The following is a 20,175-nucleotide window of genomic DNA, read 5'->3' on the forward strand; positions in this document are numbered from 1 at the left end:
AGCACCCGGCCGGCGAGCAGGCGCGCGTCGGCGGCGTCGGCGGCCGGCAGCACCGCGAGCAGTTTGCGCAGCGCCGTGCCGCCGGCCACGGCGAACGGGGTGCCGGCGAGCCGGTGCAGGGCCACCGCCATCGCCACCGCCTCGGTGGCGGTCAGGTTGACCGGCGGCAGGGTGTGCGACCGGTCGACCACGTAACCGCCGGTGCGGCCGGGCTCGGCCCAGATCGGCACGCCGGAACCCTGGAGGGCGACGATGTCGCGTTCGACGGTGCGGGTGCTCACCTCGAACCGGTCGGCCAGCCAGCGGGCGCTGCGGGGCCGGGGCGACACCGCCCGCAGTTCCTCCACCAGGGCATAGAGACGATCCGTCCGGTTCACCCCCGCACGCTACGACGGGGGTACGACACCCTGCCCCCGGTTCAGGCGATGCAGGCGCAGACGATCAGGGCCGCGCCGAAGTGGGTGGCGGCGCTGACCCGGGCCGCCGGGTGCGGCTCGTCCGAGCAGATGACCTCACCGAGCCGACCCGGGGTGAGCAGGTCCAGGACACCGAAGGCGAGCGCCATCACGGCCAGCCCGATCAGCCCGAAGAGCACCGTCGAGGCGAGCCCCTTGGCGAAGTCGTCGTAGCTGGTCACGATCGCGGTGAAGACGATGCCGGCGACGCCGAGCTGGTTGGCGGCCAGCAGCAGCCCCGCGTTGCCGTTGCGGCGTACCCAGATCAGCTCGCGCAGCTTGCCCGGGGTGAGCACGTCGACCAGCACGAAGCCGGCCGCCATCAGCGCCACCCCGACGACACCGAACACGACGCTCTGCCATGCTCCGGTGAGCAGATCTTCCAGCACCGACGGCCTCCCGACCTCCTGCGCCCGGCGGAGGTGCCGGCACGGTGATCGAGACGATAGCGGCACCACGCAACCCCCGACACCACCCGGACCGGCGCAGAAGCGGGCCGTCCCGCCGCCGGCCCGGGTACGGACGACCCCGGCCGGCGGCGGTACGCGCTACAGCGACAGGTACCGCTGCCGCTCGTACGGGGTGACCTCGCGGCGGTACTGCTCCCACTCGGCCCGCTTGTTGCGCAGGAAGAAGTCGAACACGTGCTCGCCGAGCACCTCGGCGACCAGCTCGGAGCCGGCCATCACGTCGATCGCCTCGGACAGGTTCTCCGGCAGCGCCTCGTAGCCCATCGCCCGCCGTTCGGCGCTGCTCAGCGACCAGACGTCGTCCTCGGCGCCCGGCGGCAGCTCGTAGCCCTCCTCGATGCCCTTGAGGCCGGCACCGAGCATGACCGCGAACGCCAGGTAGGGGTTGGTCGCCGAGTCCAGCGAGCGGACCTCCACCCGGGCCGAGTTCGGCTTGCCGTACGCCGGCACCCGCACCAGCGCGGACCGGTTCAGGTGCCCCCAGCAGACGTACGCCGGGCTCTCGGTGATCCGGTCCGGCAACGCCTGCGGGAACAGCCGCTTGTACGAGTTGACCCACTGGTTGGTGACGGCGGTGTACTCCCGGGCGTGCATCAGCAGGCCGGCGATGAACGACTTCGCCACCTTCGACAGTTTCATCGGGTCGCCGGAGTCGTGGAACGCGTTGCGCTCCCCCTCGAACAGCGACAGGTGGGTGTGCATGCCGCTGCCCGGCTGGTCGGTGAACGGCTTCGGCATGAAGCTGGCCTGCACGCCGGTGGAGAGCGCCACCTCCTTGACCACGTGCCGGAAGGTCATGATGTTGTCGGCGGTGGTCAGCGCGTCGGCGTACCGCAGGTCGATCTCCTGCTGGCCGGGGGCGACCTCGTGGTGGCTGAACTCCACCGAGATGCCGATCCGCTCCAGCGCCAGCACGGCCTGGCGGCGGAAGTCCCGCGCCACGGCGTGCGTGGTGTGCTCGAAGTAGCCGCCGGTGTCCACGGCGGTGGGCACCGAGCCGTCCTGCGGGCCGTTCTCCAGCAGGAAGAACTCGATCTCCGGGTGGGTGTAGAAGGTGAAGCCCTTCTCGGCCGCCTTGGACAGCATCCGACGTAGCACGTGCCGTGGGTCGGCCCAGGACGGGCCGCCGTCGGGCAGCAGGATGTCGCAGAACATCCGGGCGCTCTCGCCGCTGACCCCGCCCTCGAACGGGAACACCTGGAAGGTCGTCGGGTCCGGCATGGCGACCATGTCGGACTCGAAGACCCGGGCGAAGCCCTCGATCGCCGAGCCGTCGAACCCGATGCCCTCCTCGAAGGCCGCCTCCAGCTCCGCCGGGGCGACTGAGACGCTCTTGAGCGTGCCCAGCACATCGGTGAACCACAGCCGGACGAACCGGATGTCCCGCTCTTCCAGCGTACGGAGGACGAACTCCTGCTGACGGTCCACTTCCCCAACCCCTCGCCACGTACGTCCGGCACCGGTCGGCCGGTCCGTCCTGACCGCCCAGTCTTCACCGGCCTGGTTAAGCAGACGTTACGCGACCTGCCGTCGCCCGTCCTGCGGTGTCCCGACGGCCGGATCGACGGGCGGCCCCGCCACCGGCGTCGGGCGGCCCGGGATCGGCGAAAGGGTGGCGGTCGTCTCGTCGGAGCCGCCGGATTGACCGGCTGCCACTGGGGCAAGATGAGGGCATGCCCACCCTGCGTCTGGCCCTGTGCCAGGTCAACCCGACCGTCGGCGACACGGCCGGCAACGCCGAGCTGATCCGCGCCTGGGCCCGTCGGGCCGCCGACGCCGGCGCCCAACTGGCCGCCTTCCCGGAGATGGTGCTCACCGGCTACCCGGTCGAGGACCTGGTCTTCCGTCGTTCCTTCGTCGCCGCCTCGCAGGCCGCGCTGCGGCAGCTCGCCGCCGACCTGGCCGCCGACGGCCTCGGCGACCTACCGGTCGTGGTCGGCTACCTGGACGCCGACGGGCCACCGCAGGTCAGCGGGGACGCCCAGCCGGGGCGGGGGGCCCGCAACGCCGCCGCGCTGCTGCACCGGGGCGGGGTGGTGGCCCACTACTTCAAGCACCACCTGCCCAACTACGGCGTCTTCGACGAGGACCGCTACTTCGTGCCCGGCGACACCCTGACCGTGGTCCGGGTGGGCGGGGTGGACGTGGCGTTGACCATCTGCGAGGACCTGTGGCAGGCCGGCGGCCCGTTCGCGGTGGCCCGGCAGGCCGGCGTCGGTCTGGTGGTCAACATCAACGGCTCGCCGTACGAGCTGAACAAGGACGACGTCCGGCTGCCGCTGGTGCGCCGCCGGGCCGCCGAGGCCGGTGCCCCGATCGCGTACGTCAACATGGTCGGCGGCCAGGACGAGCTGGTCTTCGAGGGCGACTCGATGATCGTCACGCCGGACGGCGACCTGCTCACCCGCGCGCCGCAGTTCGTCGAGCACCTGCTCGTGCACGACGTGGAGCTGGCCGGGGCGGGCCCGCACGCCGCCGACAGCGAGGATCTCGCCGACGGGATGCGGGTGGTACGCCGTACCGTCGAGGAGGTGCCGGCGGCCCCGACCGGGCCGGCGGCCGACGGCGGCACGCTGGCCCCGGTGGCCGACGAGGCCGAGGTGTGGCAGGCACTGGTGCTGGGCCTGCGCGACTACGTCAACAAGAACCGGTTCCCCTCGGTGGTGCTGGGCCTGTCCGGCGGCATCGACTCGGCGGTGGTGGCCGCGCTGGCCGTCGACGCGCTCGGGCCGCAGCGGGTGGTCGGGGTCTCGCTGCCCAGCCAGCACTCCTCGGAGCACTCCCGGGCCGACGCGGAGGACCTCGCCAAGCGCACCGGCCTGGACTACCGGGTCGAGCCGATCCAGCCGATGGTGGACACCTTCCTGGCGAACATCTCGCTGTCCGGGGTGGCGGTGGAGAACCTCCAGGCCCGGGTGCGCGGGGTGATCCTGATGGCGCTGTCGAACCAGGAGGGCCACCTGGTCCTCACCACCGGCAACAAGAGTGAGCTGGCGGTTGGCTACTCGACCCTCTACGGCGACTCGGTCGGCGGTTTCAACCCGGTCAAGGACGTCTGGAAGACGCTGGTCTGGCGGCTGGCGAAGTGGCGCAACGCCGACGCGGCCCGCCGGGGCGAGACCCCGCCGATCCCGGAGAACTCCATCGGCAAGCCCCCGTCGGCCGAGCTGAGCCCCGGCCAGCTCGACAGCGACAGCCTGCCCGACTACGACGTGCTGGACCCGATCCTGATCGGCTACGTCGACGGCGACCTGGGCCGGGCCGGGCTGGTCGAGTCCGGCCACGACCCGGCGGTGGTGGACCGGGTGCTGCGGCTGGTGGACACCGCCGAGTACAAGCGCCGGCAGTCCGCGCCGGGCACGAAGATCTCGATCAAGGCGTTCGGCCGGGACCGCCGGCTGCCGATCACCAACCGCTGGCGCGAGGACGGCTGAGCACCCCGGGCCGGCCGGCTGAGCACCGACGCCGGCCGGCCCCGGTCGGTCGGCGTCGGTCGGTCGGCGTCGGTCGGCCGGCGTCGGTCGGCCGGCGTCGGTCGGCCGGCGTCGGCCCGGCGGAGTGAAATCCTGCACTGTTCCCTGCCGTCGACCCGTCGTGCGGTGCGACGATCGCGGCAGAACCCGGGGACCGCGACAGCGGCCTCGAGGAAAGGAGACAGTCATGGTGGAGTCCACCCCGACCGAGGTGACCGCCCTGTACGGCGGGCCGGCCACCCGCCGGGTCCGCACCCGCGACCTGATCGCCGCCAAGGAGCGCGGCGACCGGTGGGCCATGCTCACCTCGTACGACCAGTACACCGCCGGGATCTTCGACCAGGCGGGGATTCCGGCGCTGCTGGTCGGCGACTCGGCGGCGAACAACGTGTTCGGCTACGAGACCACCCTGCCGGTGACGGTCGACGAGTTGCTGCCGCTGGTCCGCGCCGTGGTCCGGGCGACCCGGCACACCCTGGTCGTCGGCGACCTGCCCTTCGGCTCGTACGAGGAGGGACCGACGCAGGCGTTGCGGACGGCGGTGCGGTTCATGAAGGAGGGCGGCTGCCACGCGGTGAAGCTGGAGGGCGGCCGGCGCTGCGCCGACCAGATCGCGGCGATCACCGGGGCGGGCATCCCGGTGATGGCGCACATCGGTTTCACCCCGCAGAGCGAACACACCCTGGGCGGCTACCGGGTGCAGGGGCGCGGCGACACCGCCGACGAGGTGCTCGCCGACGCGCGGGCGGTGGCCGGGGCGGGCGCGTTCGCGGTGGTGCTGGAGATGGTGCCCGGTGAGGTAGCCAAGCGGGTCACCGCCGAACTGGCGATCCCCACCGTCGGCATCGGCGCGGGCCCGGACACCGATGCCCAGGTGCTGGTCTGGCAGGACATGGCCGGGCTGCGGACCGGGAAGGCACCCCGGTTCGTCAAGCGCTACGCCGACCTGGCCGGGGCGCTGACCGAGGCGACCCGGCGCTTCGCCGACGAAGTACGCGGCGGCGACTTCCCCGCCACCGAGCACACCTTCTGAGTACGGGCGGTGGGGCGGTGCCGCCGCCCCACCGCCCTGGAACGAGCCACCGCCCGGGTCGGGCGCGGTCGGCACGGGCGGAGCCGGGCCGGGCACGGGACCGCCCGGATCAGGCGCGGAACCAGCCGGGTCGGGCTGATCGCCGCAGGCCAGGGGCCACCATGGTGCGGCGGGAGCGGCTAGGGTTCCGCCCGTGGATCATGTTCGCTTGTCAACAGTCGTCCTGACCTGTGTCTCCGTGCTGGCCCTCGCGGCGTGCAGCGAGGCGGAACCGTCGACCACGGCCGCGCCGTCGACGTCCGCCACCGCGTCGGCCACCGCTGCCGCCCCGTCGGCCACCACCGACCCGACCACCGGCGGCCCGACCGCCGCCGCCGACCCTTCGGCCGACAAGAAGCTCTGCACGGCGGCCAAGAAGATCGCCGACACGACGAAGGCCGACGTGATGAAGGCCGCGACGTCGGGTGGCGACCCCACGCCGACGATCCGCAAGGCCTACACGGAGATGGCGCAGGAGTTGGCGAAGGCCACCACCGACGCCCCCACCAGCGAGGCGGTCACCGCGCTGGCCGCGTTCGGGGCCGCGTCCGGCCGGGTGGCGACCGCGGCGAACCTGGACACCGCCGCCGACGCCCCCGAGTTCCAGAAGACCAGCGCGATGGCGAACGCCGCCTGCAAGAAGGCCGGTGTCGACACCAACTTCTGACCACCACCCCACCGCACACCCCGCCCGCCGCGATCGTGGAGGAACTCGGCCCTCCTGGGGGCACATTCCCTCCACGATCGCGGGCGGAAGGCGGGGAGGTGGGTGGGTCAGAGGTCGGTGACGCGGATGCCGGCGTGGGCCTTGTAGCGCTTGTTGATGGCGATCAGGTTGGCGGTGAACGCCTCGATCTGGTGGGCGTTGCGCAGCCGGCCGGCGTAGATGCCGCGCATGCCGGGGATCCGGGCGGCCAACGCGCCGACGATGTCGACCAGTTCCCGTTCCTCGGTGCAGATCAGCACGTCGAGGTCGATCCGGTCGACCTCCGGATCGGCCAGCAGCGGCGCGCTGACGTGGTTGAACGCCGCACAGACCCGGGAGTCGGGCAGCAGGGCCGCCGCCTGCTGCACCGCGCTGCCCTCGGCGACCGGCAGCGCGTACGGGCCCTGCCTGTCGAAGCCGAGCGGGTTCACGCAGTCCACGACGATCTTGCCGGCCAGCGGTCCGGCCAGCGCGCCGACGGTGGCCGCGTGCCCGTCCCACGGCACCGCGACGACCACCACGTCGCTGCGGCGGGCCACCTCGTCGTTGCCGGCGCCGGTCACGTCGACCCCGGTGGGCAGCCGGGGCAGCGCGGCGATCTCCGCCGCCGCCTCGGCGGCCCGGTCGGCGGAACGGGACCCGATCAGCACCCGCTGACCGGCGCGGGCGAACCGGTAGGCCAGCCCCCGTCCCTGGTCGCCGGTGCCGCCGATGATGCCGACGGTCAGCCCGGACACGTCGGGGAGGGTGCTCGCGTCGTATGCCATGGCGTCATCCTCGCAAACCGCCACGCCACCGGCGGCGCAAGGCGCTGTGACGCTGACCGCCCCGCCGGGGGCGGGGCTCAGGCCCGCTCGAAGAGCACCTTGCGGCCGACCGGGTCGGCGGTGACCAGGCGTACGGTGACCCGCTCGCCCAGCGGCAGCTCCCCGGTGCAGCGGGCCCGCACCGGCGGATCGTCCAACGCCACCGTCCCGCCGGGAACCCGGCCGGGCTTCGCCGGGCCGTTCGGGGGCGCGTCGGTGTCCAGCACCGCCGCCGAGAACGTCTCCCCCACCCGGTGTTCCAGCAGCACCGCCTCGGCCAGCTCGATCGCGCCCCGGGTGGCCGTTCCCGCCGTCCGGTCGGTCGAGGCCATCACCTCCGGCAGCCGGGGCAGCGCCGACCGGGCCCACCCGGGCACCTCGCGGCCCTCGTGCAGGGCCAGGCACACCTCCGTGGCGTACCGGTCGGCCAACCGGCGCAGCGGGGCGGTGACATGGGCGTACGCGGCGGCCACCCCGCCGTGTTCCGGCTGCTCCGGCAGCTCACCGTCGAACGCCGTGTACGCCGCACCGCGCATCAGCTCGGCCGCCTGGTCGACGAAGGCGGCGGCCCGGGGCCGGGAGGCGTCCAACCCGGCCAGCACCTCGCCGACCCGTACCCCGTCCGGCCAGTGCACGCCCAGCGGGGCCGCCGCCGCGCGCAGCCGGGCCACCGCCTCCGGCTTCGGGGCGGGCATGGTACGCAGCAGCCCGATCCGGCCGGCCAGCATGATGTCCGCCGCCGCCATCCCGGTGAGCAGCGAGATCTGGGCGTTGTGGTCCTCCATCGGGCCGGGGCCGCGCAGCACCAGCCGCCACCCGTCCCCGTCGGGCTCGACGTCCTGCTCGGGCAGGGGCAGGTTGACCGCGCCCCGGCGCAGGCCACGGGCGGTGAGCAGGGCACCGATCTCGGGCAGCAGCGCGATCGGGTCGGGCAGCCGTCCGGCGTCGGCGGCCACCTGCACGCCCGGGTAGTCCAGCTTGGCGCGGCTGCGTACCAGGGCGCGTTCCAGCCCGACGGCGACGGTGGCACCGTCGACGTCGAGGTCGATGGTCCACAGCACGGCCGCCCGGTCGACGTCGGGCAGCAGGCTGGCCGCCCCCTCGCTGAGGGTGTGCGGATGCAGCGGCACGTTGCCGTCGGGCAGGTAGACGGTCTGCCCGCGCCGCCAGGTCTCCTCCTCCAGCGGCCCGCCGGGGCGGACGTGGGTGGCGACGTCGGCGATGGCGTACCGCACCCGGTAGCCGCCGGGTCGACGGCTGAGGTGCATCGCCTGGTCCAGGTCGCGGGAGGTGGCCGGGTCGACCGTGACGAACGGGACGTCGGTACGGTCGGCCACGGCGGGCGGTGGGGCGTCGGCCGCCTCGTCCGCCTCGCGCTGCGCCGCGGCCGGGAAGCCGTCAGGCAGTCCCAGCTCACGGCGCAGCGCGCCGAAGTCGATGCGGGGCGCGAGCACACGTCGGATGACCACGGGTCAATCCTGGCAGCGTGCCGCGTGATCCGCTCTCCGGCGGGCGGGCCGCAGGCTCCGTACGGTCAGCCGGTGGCCTTGCGGGCGCGCGCCGGTGTGGCGGCCCGCGCCGCCGCCGTCCGCGCGGGCGCCGTACGGGCGGTGGCCTTGCGGGCGGTGGCCTTACGGGCGGTCGTGGCCGTGGTCTTCTTCGCCGCCGCCTTGCGGGTGGCCGTCGCGCTGGTCTTGCGGGCCGGCGCCGCCTTCGCGGTCGACTTCGACGCGGGAGCGGTCTTCGCGGTCGACTTGCGGGCCGGCGCCGTCGTGGCCGCCGTGGTCTTCTTCGCCGCCGTGGTCTTCTTCGCCGGTGCCGCCTTCGTGGCGGGCATCGCCTTCTTCGCCGCCGTGGTCCTCTTCGCCGCCGCCGTCTTCGTCGGCGTCGCCTTCCTGGCGGTCGTGGTCTTCGTGGCGGCCGTGCTCCGCGTGCCGGGCATCGACTTCTTCGCGGGCATCGACTTCTTCGCCGCCGTGGCCCTCTTCGTGGCGGTGGTCTTCTTCGCCGCCGTCGTCTTCGTGGCGGGCATCGCCTTCCTGGCGGCCGTGGTCTTCGTCGCGGCGGTGGTCTTCCCGGCGGCGGTCCGGGCGGTCGCGGTGGTCTTCTTCGCCGCCGCCGCGGTCGTCCGCTTCGCCGCGGTGGCCTTCTTCGCCGCCGTGCTCCGGGCGGCGGCCGTGGTCTTCCTGGCCGTCCCGGCGGTGCTCCGGGCGGCGGCGGTGCTCCTGCTGGCGGCCTTCTTCGCCGGGGCCTTCCTCGCGGTCGACTTCGACGCGGTGCTCCTGGCCGCCGGGGCCTTCTTCGCCGTCGACTTCGAGGCGGGAGCCTTGGTGGCGGTGCTCCTGGCGGCCGGGGCTTTCTTCGCGGTGCCGGTCGCCGTCTTCCGGGCGGTGCCGGTGGACGGGGTCCGGCCCGAGCCGGCGCCCGCCGCGCTCGCCGTCGCCCGGCCGGCCGACGCCTTGCGGGCCGTGGTCGTGGTCGAGCGGCGGGCCGCGGTGCTCCGGGTCGCGCCTGCGGTCCGTTGCGCGGCGGCGGTCTTCGTCGCGGCCGGGCGGGTGGTGGCCTTTGCTGCTTCGGCCATCTCGGTTCCCTCCTTGGGGACATGCTCCCGCGTGCCTCCTCACGGAGGCACGGAGTCCTCGACGCGGGCCGTCCCGCGCCGTTCAGTTGCCCTCCCCGGCCCAGCGGGCATCTTCGGCCTCCCACGCCTCGTTGCGCTCCTGCACCTTCTGCAGGGCGTTCTCCGCGTCGGCAGCCGAGGGATACGGTCCGAGAACGTGCTTGGCAGGGCACACGTCGGCATCGGTCTCGACCCGGTGGTGTCGGGTGCACCAGTAGTAGTGCCCACCACTTCCGCTGTCGTTCATGAGATCACTGTGCACCGGGCGCAGCCCGACCGCCACCGGATCGCCGCAATTGGTCGCGACCACATCCACAGTAGACGTGCTCGGCGGCCTCCGGGGCGAAACCGCGAAATCGACCCTGACCTGCCCGGAAGCCGCCGGAACCACCCCCGGCGACACCACCGCCGGCCCGGGTTGCGGGGCCGCCGCGACGCCGCGCGGGATGGGCCGGAAAGCCGGTGGTACGACGCCGGACGCCGCCGGCAGAATCGAATACCGTGATCATGACGGGGACGCGTACCCACCGGATCGCCGCCCGGCTGAACCGTCGGCGGTACGCCGTACTCGTCGACCGCCCGTTGGAGTCGACCGGGCCGCAGACGGCGGGAGTGGTGACGGCGGGCGTCCCGCTGCTGCTGACGGTCGGGGTGCCGGCGCTGGCCGGGCTCGGCTGCCGGCTGCTCGTCGCGTACACCCCTTTCCGAATGTCGCGGTCCTGCCCGGGGTGGCGCTGATCGGGTTGGCGGTGGTGCTGCGGCCCCGGCTGGGGCGGCTCGTACGCCGGATGCTGCTCACCCAGCCCGCGCTGACGATGCTCGGTGACGCCGCCGACCTGTTCCGGCCGTCCCCCGCCCGCCGGCACGTCGGGTTGCTGGAGCTGCTCGGCAAGGCGGTGGGCCGCCGGCCGGGCTGCGCCACCGGATGCTCACCGCCCGCACCCCGCGGGAGCCGACGGTGACGCTGGACGGGAGCCGGATGGAGCGCCTCGACGCGGAGTTGACCCGGCACTTCGACCGGACGGCCCGGACCGTCGCCTGGTCCGGCTGAACCGTCGTCCGTGGCGTCCACGGTCGGGACGGTCGTCCGGCCGGGGCACGCGGTGGCCGACGGATCCGGGACTTCCGGCCCTACCGCCTGGACCAGGTACTTGGTATCAGCTCGTCCCGCAGTGGACCATCCCTCGGCCTGGTCCTCTTGACGGGACCGCCGGCCGGTCCGGGTCGGCCGGACAGTCCCGATGCGGCGGCCCCGAGTGCGACCGACCCGGGGTGTGTGCGAGCCTCGTCAGACCTCTTGCGGCGCTGCCACCGCCCGCCACCTGGGCGGGACGACGACGATGTCGACGGCGCCGCCCTGTCGAACCGGGAGAACACCACCGTGGCTAGCCTGGACGTCGCCCTGAAGAACGCGATGAGTATCGACGGAGCGATCGGGGTGGCGCTCGTCGACTACAGCAGCGGCATGACCCTCGGCGTGGCCGGCGGCACCGGCGAGATCGATCTGACCGTCGCCGCCGCCGGCAACACCGACGTCGTCCGCGCCAAGATGCGCACCCTGGAGATGCTCAAGATCGAGGACGAGATCGAGGACATCCTGATCACGCTCGGCAGCCAGTACCACCTGATCCGCCCGCTGACCGGCCGCACCGGCAAGGGCCTCTTCCTCTACCTGATGGTGAGCAAGAGCCGGGCCAACCTGGCCATGGCCCGGCACCAGCTGCGCACCATCGAGGAGAGCCTGGAACTGTGACCGCGGACAAGACCGAGACCATCCTGCCCCGCCGTTCCTCCCGCGCCGCCACCCTGCCCGCCGCCCGGACGCTCCCGCCGTCGCTGGCCGGGGACCGCTCGCTGCCGTACCCGGCGATCAGTCGTGAGTTGGCGGAGTTGCGGCACGAGATCCCCGGGGTGCACGGGTGCGTCCTGGGTGGCGTCGACGGCCTGCTCATCACGCACAACCTGCAGAACGAGGTGGACCCGAACGACCTGGCCGCGCTCGCCGCGACCACCTTCGGCCTCGGCCGGCAGGTCGGCATGCGGCTCGGCCAGGGCGATTTCCAACAGTCGACGGTACGCAACCAGGGCGGCTACCTGAGCGTATACGCGGTCAGCGAGCAGGCCCTGCTCGCCGTGATCGGCACGGACGCCGTCAACGTCGCCCGGCTGCACCTGCACGCACCGGGGGTGGCCGGCCGGATCGCGGCGCTGCTGACCCGGGTCCCGACGCAGGCCTGAGCCGCACGGCGGGGGCGCGGCCGAGCACGCCGTGCCCCCGTCCGGCCGGAACGGAGACCCGCGGTAACGGGTGAATCCCGACCTCTGTCCACACTCCACCGCAGCAGCCGACCAGACCCCCTGGAAGTAGCTTTTCCGAAATAATCGTCACTGCCGGGAAATAGTAATCACAGATAGGCCGAAAACGCGCGACACAGCAACGATAATTGACCGTGAAAGTAACTACGTCGACACATGTTTCTGATCAAGTCGACGCATGCCACTCTCCGTACTCGCACAGGCGACGCGGGCCACGCGTCGGCCATTTCTGTTGCTGTCAGGGCTGATCGCGCTGACCGCCCCCCTGGTAGCCACCCCCGCCGAGGCAGAGCGCGCCGCCGGCACCGGTGTCAGCATGCCGACCTGCGCCTGGTCGTCGAAGTACGGGGCGACAAGCCTGAACGCCTACTGGCCGGACACCGCAGCCACCTACTGGTCGACCATCTATCCGGTCACGCCGGGCCTGGAAATCACCCTCTCCGGAGTCTTTCCCGACGCCAGGTACGCGTCTTTCAACGTGTATGACGACAAGCCCACGTACTTCACCCGCAATGGCGTCAGCTCCAGCATGCCGGATTACCTGATCACCCCGGACGCGGGCAGCCAGAACCCGTGGCAGACCGGTGCCGCGCCGGGTGGACGGTTCACCCTCACCATCACCCCCGACGTGGCCTTCGGACAGACCAACCGGATGCCCCTGGCCCGGGAGGACGCCCCGGCCGGCGCGAAGGCGTCGGTCATCTTCCGGGTCTACCTGCCGGCCGGTGGTGACGCGACCGTCGCCCTGCCCACCATGACCCTCACCCTCGACGGGGTGTCGCAGACCCTGCCGCCCTGCTCATCGGGGGGCGGCACCCCCGGCACCACCCCGGCGACCACGAACGCCCGGGAGGCGGGACTGTCCGGCGTAGGCGGTCCGGGTGACGGGCCGGGGCATCCCGGCGGCGGACCGGGCGTACCCGGACACCACCCCGGCGGACCGGGCGGGCCGGGCCATCCCGGCGGCCCTGGACCCGGCGGGCCTGGTGGGCCCGGGGGGCCGGGCGGACCCGGCGGACCGGGGCCTGGTGGGCCGGGCGGACCTGGCGGACCCGGCGGACCCGGGGGGCCGGGGTTGCCGGAGGAGACCGGGCAGAAGCTCTTCACCCGGACGTCGGAGGTGGAGAACCTCGCCCCCAACCCGGACAACGCCTACCTCGGGACCTGGGTCAGCCCGCCTGCGGCGGACCAGGTGCTGGTGATCCGGGGTCGGGCCCCCCGGGCGGTCGCCGGCAACCATCCGGGCGTCTGGCCGCGCCGGCACGCCGACCTGCGCTACTTCTCGATGTGCACCAACCTCGGCGGCCAGGTCAAGCCCGTCGTGATCAACCGGTTCACCGACGCGCCGGCGAGCCTCGGCTGCCGCTACGACGACGACACCCGCCTCGACCGGCACGGCTACTACACGTACGTGATCGGCCGGGAGCAGCAGCGGACGGCCATCGAGGCGGTCGACGACGCGACCTTCCTGCCGTTCTCCGTCTCGTATCCGGTGGCCCCGCACATGGTGCTGCTGCGGAACCTGCTGCCGGCGGCCGGTTTCCCGCACGCTACCCAGAACGTGCCGATGGACAGCTCGGCGGAGACCGCCGCCACCGTCATGGGGCCGCACTATCCGCTGCTGAAGGTGTGCTCCCTGGCCAGCCTGACCGCTGACGGGGGTCGCGTGTGCACCGCCTGAACTGAACGGACGGGAGCGTCCGGGCGTCGGCGACGCCCGGACGCTCCCGTCGTTCCACCACCACGCGGACACCACGGTCGGATGTTCGACGGCGTGACCTGGCCCGCCAGGCCGGGGGTGTACTCCATTGAGAGTCGCCGACGTCCGATCTGGAGGAACGATGTCCCCGACCGCCCTGCGCGCCCTCGTACCTCTCGCCGTGCTGGCCGCACTGGCCGCACTGGCCGCCTGCGACACCGCGACGCCCGGTCCGGTGGCCGGCACCGGCTCCCCCGGGCCGGTCACCGGTTCGGACGCCGCGTCGCCCCCACCCGGCGGCACGGCCGCCCCCTCCTCCGCCGGCAGCCCGACGCCGACGCGCGGCGCGGCGTCCGCCACACCGGCGGCCACCCGGGCGGCCTGCCCGGTCGGTGCCGCGACCCTCCAACAGGTGTCGGGGCTGGACAGCAGAACGCACCGCATCGACCCCGACCACATCAGGTGCGCCCGGCAGTGGGCGAGCGCCGGGGTGATCGCCGTCGCCCCGTCCCAGCAGGGGGACGGGGTGCTGCTGTTCGCGCATTCGGCCGGCGGGTGGAAGAAGATCGGCGAGGGCAGCGCGCTGGAGTGCAGCCCGTACGGCATCCCGAAGGAGATCGGCGACCAGGTCGGCTGCCGCGACCACGACTGATTCGGACACTACGGCCGGCCTCTCGGCAGCGGGTGGAGTCAACCCGGCACGCGACGGCGACCCTGCGGAGGCCGGCAGGGGTCAGTCCAGGTCCCCGCGTCGAGTGGCGATCCACGCCTCGACGTCTTCGGCGAGCCAGACGTTGCCCATCTGGAGGCTGGCTACCGGCTCAGGGAAGTCCCTGCGGTTGGTGATCTGGTAGACGCGCTGCCGGGAAACGCCGCCGAGCATGGTCCGGATCTCCCCGGAACCCACCAACCGCAGCTTCTTCCCCATGACGCTGACGCTAGGCACACGTAGACTAGGCATGTATCAACTTGATGGAGGTCTAGTTACCAGACGCTCTAGTCGCCTACTCTTTACGCATGACTAGAGTCAAGTGGTTCCAGCGCCCCCACCGACCGGTGGACGTCGTCACGGTCGAACCCGCCGCCACCCCGAGCGGTCCGGATGCGCGGCGGCGGACCGACCGGTCCACCGTGCCGGCCGCAGAACTGCGGACGATGGCCAACGCCGGCGTCTGGCGCTGGGCCAGGATCGCCATGCGCTCCAGTCGGAGGTGAGCCGTGCCCATGCCACAGAAGCCGGCCGAGCCTCCGTTCTCCGTACTGATGGCCGGTTACGTCGTCGACTTCCACCACCGCTCCACCTGCACCAAGTGCTCCGACGAAGGGTGCCCGCGACTGGCCACGGCAGGCAGGACGCTACGCGCCTGGCGGGACAGGGAGCACCGACGTGAAGCCCGGTGACGTGCTGCATCTGACCCGCGCGGCAGGCCCCCAGTTCGTCCGCCCGGTCTTCGTCCGCCTTATCAAGATCCGCACAGAACCTTGCGCCTACCACGGCTGGACGTGGCTTGACGGCTATCGACTGGACGAGAAGGGCAATGCGGTGGCCCGCCGGGAGTTGTACGTCTTGAAGGAAGGAGTACGGGTCGTGTCGTCGCACCCCATCACGACAACTCGCGAAGCAGGTGGCTCAGCGCCGCGATCGAAGCTCTGAGCTGGTGGGCGACGGACGAGTCGACCTGTACGCCGGATTCTGAGTATTGGATCAGTGTTGAGCAGGGGCGGAGCTTGGTGACTGCCGGCACAGGCCGTCGCCAGGCCGTCGGACTTGGGCCGGGCTGCAGACAGCCGCACCCTGTCTGAATTATGAGAGGCCGCCCTCAATCAGTTTTGACTAGCGCCACGGCCAGCTCGTGAGCCTGTTGACGCCTATCGGGCTGCTGGAGCCAGAGGCGAACCAGAACGCTAGTGACGTAGCGCTGATCCAGTCCCAGGTCGACGGCCAGACGACGGGGCCAGTATTGATGATCAAGGAAGAGATGACCATCGAGTGCCGCCAGCAGAGATTCCGGCGTCCGCCCTAAAGCACCTGCTACAGAAACATGGTTTTTTAGAGCAAAGTCTAGAATTTCCTTTTCTGGATCAAACTCCCCCGGCAGGGAATAGAGATTTTTGGATTCATCAGCCAAGTGCCTCTGATCAGCATCCAGGACACCGAATACCCGAATTCGCGATACCCGCAAGAGGGCCCTAACACCTGACTTTACGTTACCTTCACCGGCGGCAGGAACAATTTCAATACCTGCAACAGGCAAGCCGAGGCAAGCAAATATCTCGGAGAGAAAAAACGCCGCAAATTCATCTTCTACCAGAATTAGCGTTTCAACCGGCACTTCCATCCCAACAATACGGCGCACTTGCTCGGAAGACTCGGCCTTCATTATTACCACTTTCTCGCCGGGACCTCGAACACAAACTCGGACGCTTGCGACCGGAAAGCGAGATAGGACCTGCGGCGAATGGGTCGCAATGAGGAGTTGAAGGTTCCCGCCAAGCGCACGGCGAGCAACCTCATCAACCAAGGGCCTATGCCCCCTCAACGCCAAGAATGACTCAGGTTCATCCATCATGAAGAGGCAACCGGGCTGCAAGCGCTCCAACTCCCAAAGAACCCGGTAAACCCAAAGCTCACCCAAGCTAAAGGTCGTGTTATCGGCAACAACTCCATCACTTACCGCAGTAACGTAAGGACCCTGAGAGAACCATTGCCCATCATCGCTGCCATCGAGGAGAATAGTCTGCATGCGAATCGAGTCGTAGGTTCTTCCGAGGATCGCCCTAACGGCGGTTCGCTCAGCCGGCGTGAAGTCGCGCGCACGCACCGGCCGATCCACGCCGGATGAGAACTGCTGGTAGTACCAAATGAAATCATTGGCCAATTCGGCCGAACTAACAAAGGTAGGCCAATGACTAGGGCCTAAGAGTTTCGTCCAGATTGCAGCCCGTTCACGCTCAGGCGTCGAAAGGTCAACCACGGCGCTTACCGACCCACCCTTGACCGACAAGACCAGTTCGACCACACCTGTCAGCGGCTTTACGTCAGGCTCGAAATGACTACCTCCCCCAACGAAGGGCGGAGTTCGGCTATTACTCCCCAGCGCTGCCTCAATGAGACGTAGCAGCAAGGTCTTTCCAGCACCATGCGAACCAACGATGCATGTCGCTTTTTCTAGGTGAATTTCCTGCCGCTCAAAAACTGCGGATTCTATTACTCGCACCGTTTTGACCCAAACAGGAGGATTTGATGCCATTAAGCGAGACCAGACCTTGACTCGCGCATCCTGCTGGCTAGCAGAGTTCATACGTGCACCCTAAACAACTTTACAGGCGACTCGCTAGACCTAATCGTTTCGTTGGCGGGAACCCACCTGCGAACTGTGCCGCCGATGCAACAACTCAAGATGGCTTGATCTCCAAACGGCGCACGCTGCAGTGGAATAGATCATCGATGGCGCGGCGGGTGCGTTCCTCGCTGGCGGGCATCAGGTGGGTGTAGACCCGGAGGGTGAAACCAGGGTCGGAGTGCCCGAGGTACGAGGCGAGGGCCTTGATGCTCTCCCCCGCGTCGAGCAGCGCCGAGGCGTAGAAGTGGCGAAGCGCGTGCATCCCGGTCGCCCGGGTCGGAACGATGCCGGCCGCCTTCACGGCTGGACGCCAACTCTTGCCGTCGAAGGTAGCCCGCTTAATCGCACCCCGGCGGGTGGTGGTGAAAATCAGCGGCACCGTCACCCTCTCATCACTGAACGGGTCCTCCCACGGCAGGGTGATCGAAAGAGGGTCGTACTTCTTGGCGTGGTCCTTGAGTGACTGGGCCACCGAGTCGGGCAGCGGCACGCGGCGGTCCCGGTCGTTCTTGGGCAGGCCGAAGACCAGCCGGGAGCGGACCACCTTGACCTGCCGGACGATGTGCACCCAACCCGAGACGAGGTCGACGTCATCGACGCCCAGGCCGAAGATTTCGCCCTGCCTCATCCCGCAGCCGGCCCCCAGGTCGACCATGGGGCGGTACCGCTCAGCGAGGCCACCGCGGATTGCCGAAACCTCGTCGGCCCGCCAGGGGACAACGCGACGTTGCACCGGTCGGGGCGGTTTGACGGACGCAGCCGAGCAAGGGTTCTTGGCGATCCGCTCGTCGTCGACGGCCGCGCCGAGGATGGTTCGCAGGTGGGCGAAGACGACGGCCCGGGTAGCCGGGGCCAGCTTGCCGACCATCCCGGCGTCCCACTCCCGGATATGGCCCGGCTTGATCGCGGCCAGTTGCCGAGAGCCGAAGAAGGGCACCAGGTGCTTGCGTACCCGGAACTCGGTGCTCTCCCGGGTCGACTCGTCGAAGGCACGGGTACGCAACCAGTTCTCCGCGTACTCAGCGAAGGTGATCCGACCGGCGGACGGGTCGACACGTAGGAGCCCCGGAGTTTGTCCGTCTCGGTGGAGACGAGGAAGGCGTCAGCGTCGCGCTTGGCCCTGTCGGGGAAGGACTGGCTGCGTTCCCGACCGTCCGGGCCGATGTACCGCACCCGGTAGCGCATCCCCTTGCCGAACAGATTCGACTTGATCCGCTCCTTCCGGCCGCCGGGGTGCCGGATCACCTTGTACCAGCGATCCTCCACATGCCCCATCAGGCCGCCGCCTGCGCGCGTACCCATGCCCGGACCGATTCCGGTTCGTACCGCAGGTGTCGGCCGACCCGGGCAGCCGGCGGACCGTACTTGACCTTGCGCCAGCGGTACAGCGTTTCCTGCGGCACCCGCAGGTAGGCGGACACCTCCCGCACCGTCCAGAGCCCGTCGTTCACCACCGTCATAGCCACTCCCCCGTTGTGACGCCCGTTCCTGTTGCTGATCCGTCGTCGGGGAGCTGCGCGGCCCGGTCCTTGGCGGCGAGCAGTTCGGAGCGCCAGCGGGCACGCTCGCTGATCGACCGCAGCAACCGATGAGCCATGGCCGGTACGTCCGGGTCATCGGGTCGGGCGAGTTCCCAGGCGTGCCGGACCGGTTCGACGGTGGCGCCCTGGTCGTCGACCCCATCCAGGCCGACCGTGACCCCGAGCAGCGCCCGCACCCAGGCCCGGACATCGTGCTTGTGATCGCTGAGCGTCTTGCCGGACCAGTCGCGGGAGATGAGGATGCGCCGGCCGCCGATGCCGAGGGTGTCCCGCTGGTGGACCTTGCCCTTGCAGCGGCCGGGCCTGAGCTTGGCGTGTGCCTTCTTGGGTTGGACGCCGTAGAGCAGCCAGTTCGCGCACCGGTCGGTGCAGGGGGTGACGCGCAGTTCCCGCCAGAGTCGGTCGAGGTGCTTGCGTTGCCGGTCGGTGGTGGCCTTGTGCACGTCGCCGGTGTGCTTGGTGATGTACTTCGTGACGTACCGGATGGTCCGTTCCGCGTCGGTGGTGCCGGGCATGACGCCCCGCGCGTCGACCTGGGTACCGAAGCGGACGACGTGCACCGGTTCCGCATCCGGATCGTCGTCGATGGCGTCGAGGGCTTCCGCCCAGGTGGTCAGCGGCTCGCGGGTGTCCGGGTCGACCCACGCCGCCACCTGCTCGTCCCATACCGGGGGTCGGTCGGCGGCGTAGCGCTGGACGTCGACCGCTGGCCACCACACCTGGTGATAGGTGGCCGCCGCCACGGTGCGCAGGGTGTCGCGGGGGATGGTGCCCCGGATGGCGAAGTGGGCGTGTGGGGCGAGTCGGCGTTGCGGCTCGACGCAGCCGGCGTACTGAACGTTCCAGCCCTCACAACGGCGCAGGTTCTGCCAGAACCGATCGAGGAGCCGGGGGAAGTGCACGGCGTCCCAGGCGGCGCGGCGATAGTCGTACCGGTCGGGGTTGACCGGGGTGCCGTCGGGGCGGACGGGGCCGTAGGAGTCGGGGGTGAGGGTCAGCCACATCGACGGCCGGTAGGTGGTGCCGTCCGCAGCGGTGTACGTCCTGCCGACCGTGCGCCGCTCGACCTTGCGCCGAGGCAGCTCCGGGGCATCCTGCCGACGTCGGGTCGAGCGCTTCCGACGCGGGCCGGTGTCGTCGTCGCCCTGGTCGTCGCCGGTCGCGTGCGGTGGGGCGACCCGTCCCCGGAGCCCTTCGGCCGCAATCGTCTCTTCCACCTCGCGGATCGCGTCGTCGAGGTCTTCGACCTGGTCCCACTGGCACGCCCGCGATGCCTCGTCACGGGAGAACTCCAGATGCCCGCGCAGCAGGATCAGCGCCTTCTGTTCCTCGGTCGCCGGTTCCGGCGGCGGCAACGGTTCGTCGTCGCGGTGCCAGCCCTCCCGGATCTGGGCCTGCCGCAGTCGGCGGTTCTTCTTGGCGCACGGGGCGCACTTGTCTTCCCGGGTGGCACCGCAGGGCAGGTCGATGACTTCGGTCAGGCCGGTGTCGAGGTCGGTGCGGCGCATAGCGAGGGGGCGCACGCAGACGCCGTACTCGGCGGCGATCTCCTTGAGGACGTCGACCGAGCGGGGTAGCGCCATGCGGGCCGCCCGCGACCCCGGCCGAGGAGGCGCAACCGGGGTCGGGGCGACGGGTTCGAGGCCCGGCAGGGTCGGGGCGGTCATCGGCCC

Annotated in this window: 22 protein-coding genes; 12 read left to right on the plus strand and 10 right to left on the minus strand. The window is 70.9% G+C overall.

Annotation, left to right across the window (positions count from 1 at the left end):
- From H1A17_RS14265 to glnA, 3 genes are all read right to left on the minus strand, one after another.
- On the minus strand, positions 1-377 hold a 377-nt coding region (locus tag H1A17_RS14265), incomplete at its 3' end, for an HTH domain-containing protein (protein WP_194822064.1).
- A 41-nt stretch (positions 378-418) separates the two neighbouring features.
- On the minus strand, positions 419-844 hold the full coding sequence (locus H1A17_RS14270) for a DUF350 domain-containing protein (RefSeq protein WP_145921099.1): 426 nt from the start codon (positions 842-844) through the stop codon (positions 419-421).
- 159 nt (positions 845-1,003) lie between these two features.
- Positions 1,004-2,353, minus strand: a complete 1,350-nt coding sequence (gene glnA / locus H1A17_RS14275; RefSeq protein ID WP_088644813.1) for a type I glutamate--ammonia ligase — start codon at positions 2,351-2,353, stop codon at positions 1,004-1,006.
- A gap of 245 nt (positions 2,354-2,598) precedes the next feature.
- Between glnA and H1A17_RS14280 the strand changes: the two genes are divergently transcribed.
- The 3 genes from H1A17_RS14280 (at position 2,599) to H1A17_RS14290 (ending at position 6,137) form a co-directional block, all read left to right on the plus strand.
- Entirely contained in the window at positions 2,599-4,359 is a 1,761-nt protein-coding gene (locus H1A17_RS14280; RefSeq protein WP_145921100.1) for an NAD+ synthase, read from the plus strand.
- 226 nt (positions 4,360-4,585) lie between these two features.
- Entirely contained in the window at positions 4,586-5,431 is an 846-nt protein-coding gene (panB, locus tag H1A17_RS14285; RefSeq protein WP_145921101.1) for a 3-methyl-2-oxobutanoate hydroxymethyltransferase, read from the plus strand.
- A 208-nt stretch (positions 5,432-5,639) separates the two neighbouring features.
- Positions 5,640-6,137: a hypothetical protein gene (locus H1A17_RS14290; protein WP_194822065.1), complete on the plus strand. Its 498-nt coding sequence runs from the start codon at positions 5,640-5,642 to the stop codon at positions 6,135-6,137.
- A 107-nt stretch (positions 6,138-6,244) separates the two neighbouring features.
- On the opposite strand, the gene npdG is transcribed toward H1A17_RS14290, so the two are convergent.
- Positions 6,245-6,943, minus strand: coding sequence for an NADPH-dependent F420 reductase (gene npdG, locus H1A17_RS14295; protein ID WP_145921104.1), 699 nt, complete (start codon positions 6,941-6,943; stop codon positions 6,245-6,247).
- A gap of 77 nt (positions 6,944-7,020) precedes the next feature.
- Positions 7,021-8,451: an RNB domain-containing ribonuclease gene (locus H1A17_RS14300; RefSeq protein WP_145921105.1), complete on the minus strand. Its 1,431-nt coding sequence runs from the start codon at positions 8,449-8,451 to the stop codon at positions 7,021-7,023.
- Between the two features lie 72 nt (positions 8,452-8,523).
- Here H1A17_RS14300 and H1A17_RS14305 point away from each other — a divergent pair, with 72 nt between their 5' ends.
- The 7 genes from H1A17_RS14305 (at position 8,524) to H1A17_RS14335 (ending at position 14,269) form a co-directional block, all read left to right on the plus strand.
- Entirely contained in the window at positions 8,524-10,107 is a 1,584-nt protein-coding gene (locus H1A17_RS14305) for a hypothetical protein (protein ID WP_194822066.1), read from the plus strand.
- Positions 10,108-10,109: 2 nt separating this feature from the next.
- Complete coding sequence (locus tag H1A17_RS14310; protein WP_145921106.1) at positions 10,110-10,340, plus strand: hypothetical protein; 231 nt, start codon at positions 10,110-10,112, stop codon at positions 10,338-10,340.
- Positions 10,331-10,564, plus strand: a complete 234-nt coding sequence (locus tag H1A17_RS14315) for a hypothetical protein (RefSeq protein ID WP_194822067.1) — start codon at positions 10,331-10,333, stop codon at positions 10,562-10,564. The genes H1A17_RS14310 and H1A17_RS14315 overlap by 10 nt, the downstream gene beginning before the upstream one ends.
- Positions 10,565-10,983: 419 nt before the next feature.
- On the plus strand, positions 10,984-11,355 hold the full coding sequence (locus tag H1A17_RS14320) for a hypothetical protein (protein WP_067306011.1): 372 nt from the start codon (positions 10,984-10,986) through the stop codon (positions 11,353-11,355).
- Entirely contained in the window at positions 11,352-11,840 is a 489-nt protein-coding gene (locus H1A17_RS14325) for a roadblock/LC7 domain-containing protein (protein ID WP_309236775.1), read from the plus strand. The genes H1A17_RS14320 and H1A17_RS14325 overlap by 4 nt, the downstream gene beginning before the upstream one ends.
- 310 nt (positions 11,841-12,150) lie before the next feature.
- On the plus strand, positions 12,151-13,599 hold the full coding sequence (locus H1A17_RS14330; protein WP_194822068.1) for a hypothetical protein: 1,449 nt from the start codon (positions 12,151-12,153) through the stop codon (positions 13,597-13,599).
- A 160-nt stretch (positions 13,600-13,759) separates the two neighbouring features.
- Positions 13,760-14,269: a hypothetical protein gene (locus tag H1A17_RS14335; RefSeq protein WP_194822069.1), complete on the plus strand. Its 510-nt coding sequence runs from the start codon at positions 13,760-13,762 to the stop codon at positions 14,267-14,269.
- An 81-nt stretch (positions 14,270-14,350) separates the two neighbouring features.
- Here H1A17_RS14335 and H1A17_RS14340 read toward each other — a convergent pair whose 3' ends face one another.
- Entirely contained in the window at positions 14,351-14,545 is a 195-nt protein-coding gene (locus tag H1A17_RS14340; RefSeq protein ID WP_228543537.1) for a DNA-binding protein, read from the minus strand.
- 89 nt (positions 14,546-14,634) lie between these two features.
- Between H1A17_RS14340 and H1A17_RS14345 the strand changes: the two genes are divergently transcribed.
- Positions 14,635-14,832 (plus strand): hypothetical protein, encoded by a 198-nt coding sequence (locus tag H1A17_RS14345; RefSeq protein WP_194822070.1) that lies wholly within the window; start codon positions 14,635-14,637, stop codon positions 14,830-14,832.
- 172 nt (positions 14,833-15,004) lie between these two features.
- The gene (locus H1A17_RS14350; RefSeq protein ID WP_145921112.1) at positions 15,005-15,271 is read left to right on the plus strand and encodes a hypothetical protein; all 267 of its coding nucleotides are present in this window, start codon (positions 15,005-15,007) and stop codon (positions 15,269-15,271) included.
- 166 nt (positions 15,272-15,437) lie between these two features.
- Here H1A17_RS14350 and H1A17_RS14355 read toward each other — a convergent pair whose 3' ends face one another.
- The 4 genes from H1A17_RS14355 to H1A17_RS14370 all read right to left on the minus strand — a co-directional run bounded on the left by H1A17_RS14355 (position 15,438) and on the right by H1A17_RS14370 (position 20,169).
- Positions 15,438-16,919: an ATP-dependent endonuclease gene (locus H1A17_RS14355; RefSeq protein WP_194822071.1), complete on the minus strand. Its 1,482-nt coding sequence runs from the start codon at positions 16,917-16,919 to the stop codon at positions 15,438-15,440.
- A 94-nt stretch (positions 16,920-17,013) separates the two neighbouring features.
- Positions 17,014-17,964 carry a site-specific integrase gene (locus H1A17_RS14360; protein ID WP_228543538.1) on the minus strand — a complete coding sequence of 317 codons (951 nt, stop codon included), beginning with the start codon at positions 17,962-17,964 and terminating at the stop codon, positions 17,014-17,016.
- 271 nt (positions 17,965-18,235) lie between these two features.
- Positions 18,236-18,421 carry an AlpA family transcriptional regulator gene (locus H1A17_RS14365; RefSeq protein ID WP_194822072.1) on the minus strand — a complete coding sequence of 62 codons (186 nt, stop codon included), beginning with the start codon at positions 18,419-18,421 and terminating at the stop codon, positions 18,236-18,238.
- Positions 18,418-20,169 carry a replication initiator gene (locus H1A17_RS14370; protein WP_194822073.1) on the minus strand — a complete coding sequence of 584 codons (1,752 nt, stop codon included), beginning with the start codon at positions 20,167-20,169 and terminating at the stop codon, positions 18,418-18,420. Before H1A17_RS14370 ends, H1A17_RS14365 begins: the two co-directional genes overlap by 4 nt.
- Between the last annotated feature and the right edge of the window lie 6 nt (positions 20,170-20,175).

The sequence above is a fragment of the Micromonospora sp. S-DT3-3-22 genome, assembly GCF_015354745.1.
GTDB classification, from domain to species: domain Bacteria; phylum Actinomycetota; class Actinomycetes; order Mycobacteriales; family Micromonosporaceae; genus Micromonospora; species Micromonospora wenchangensis.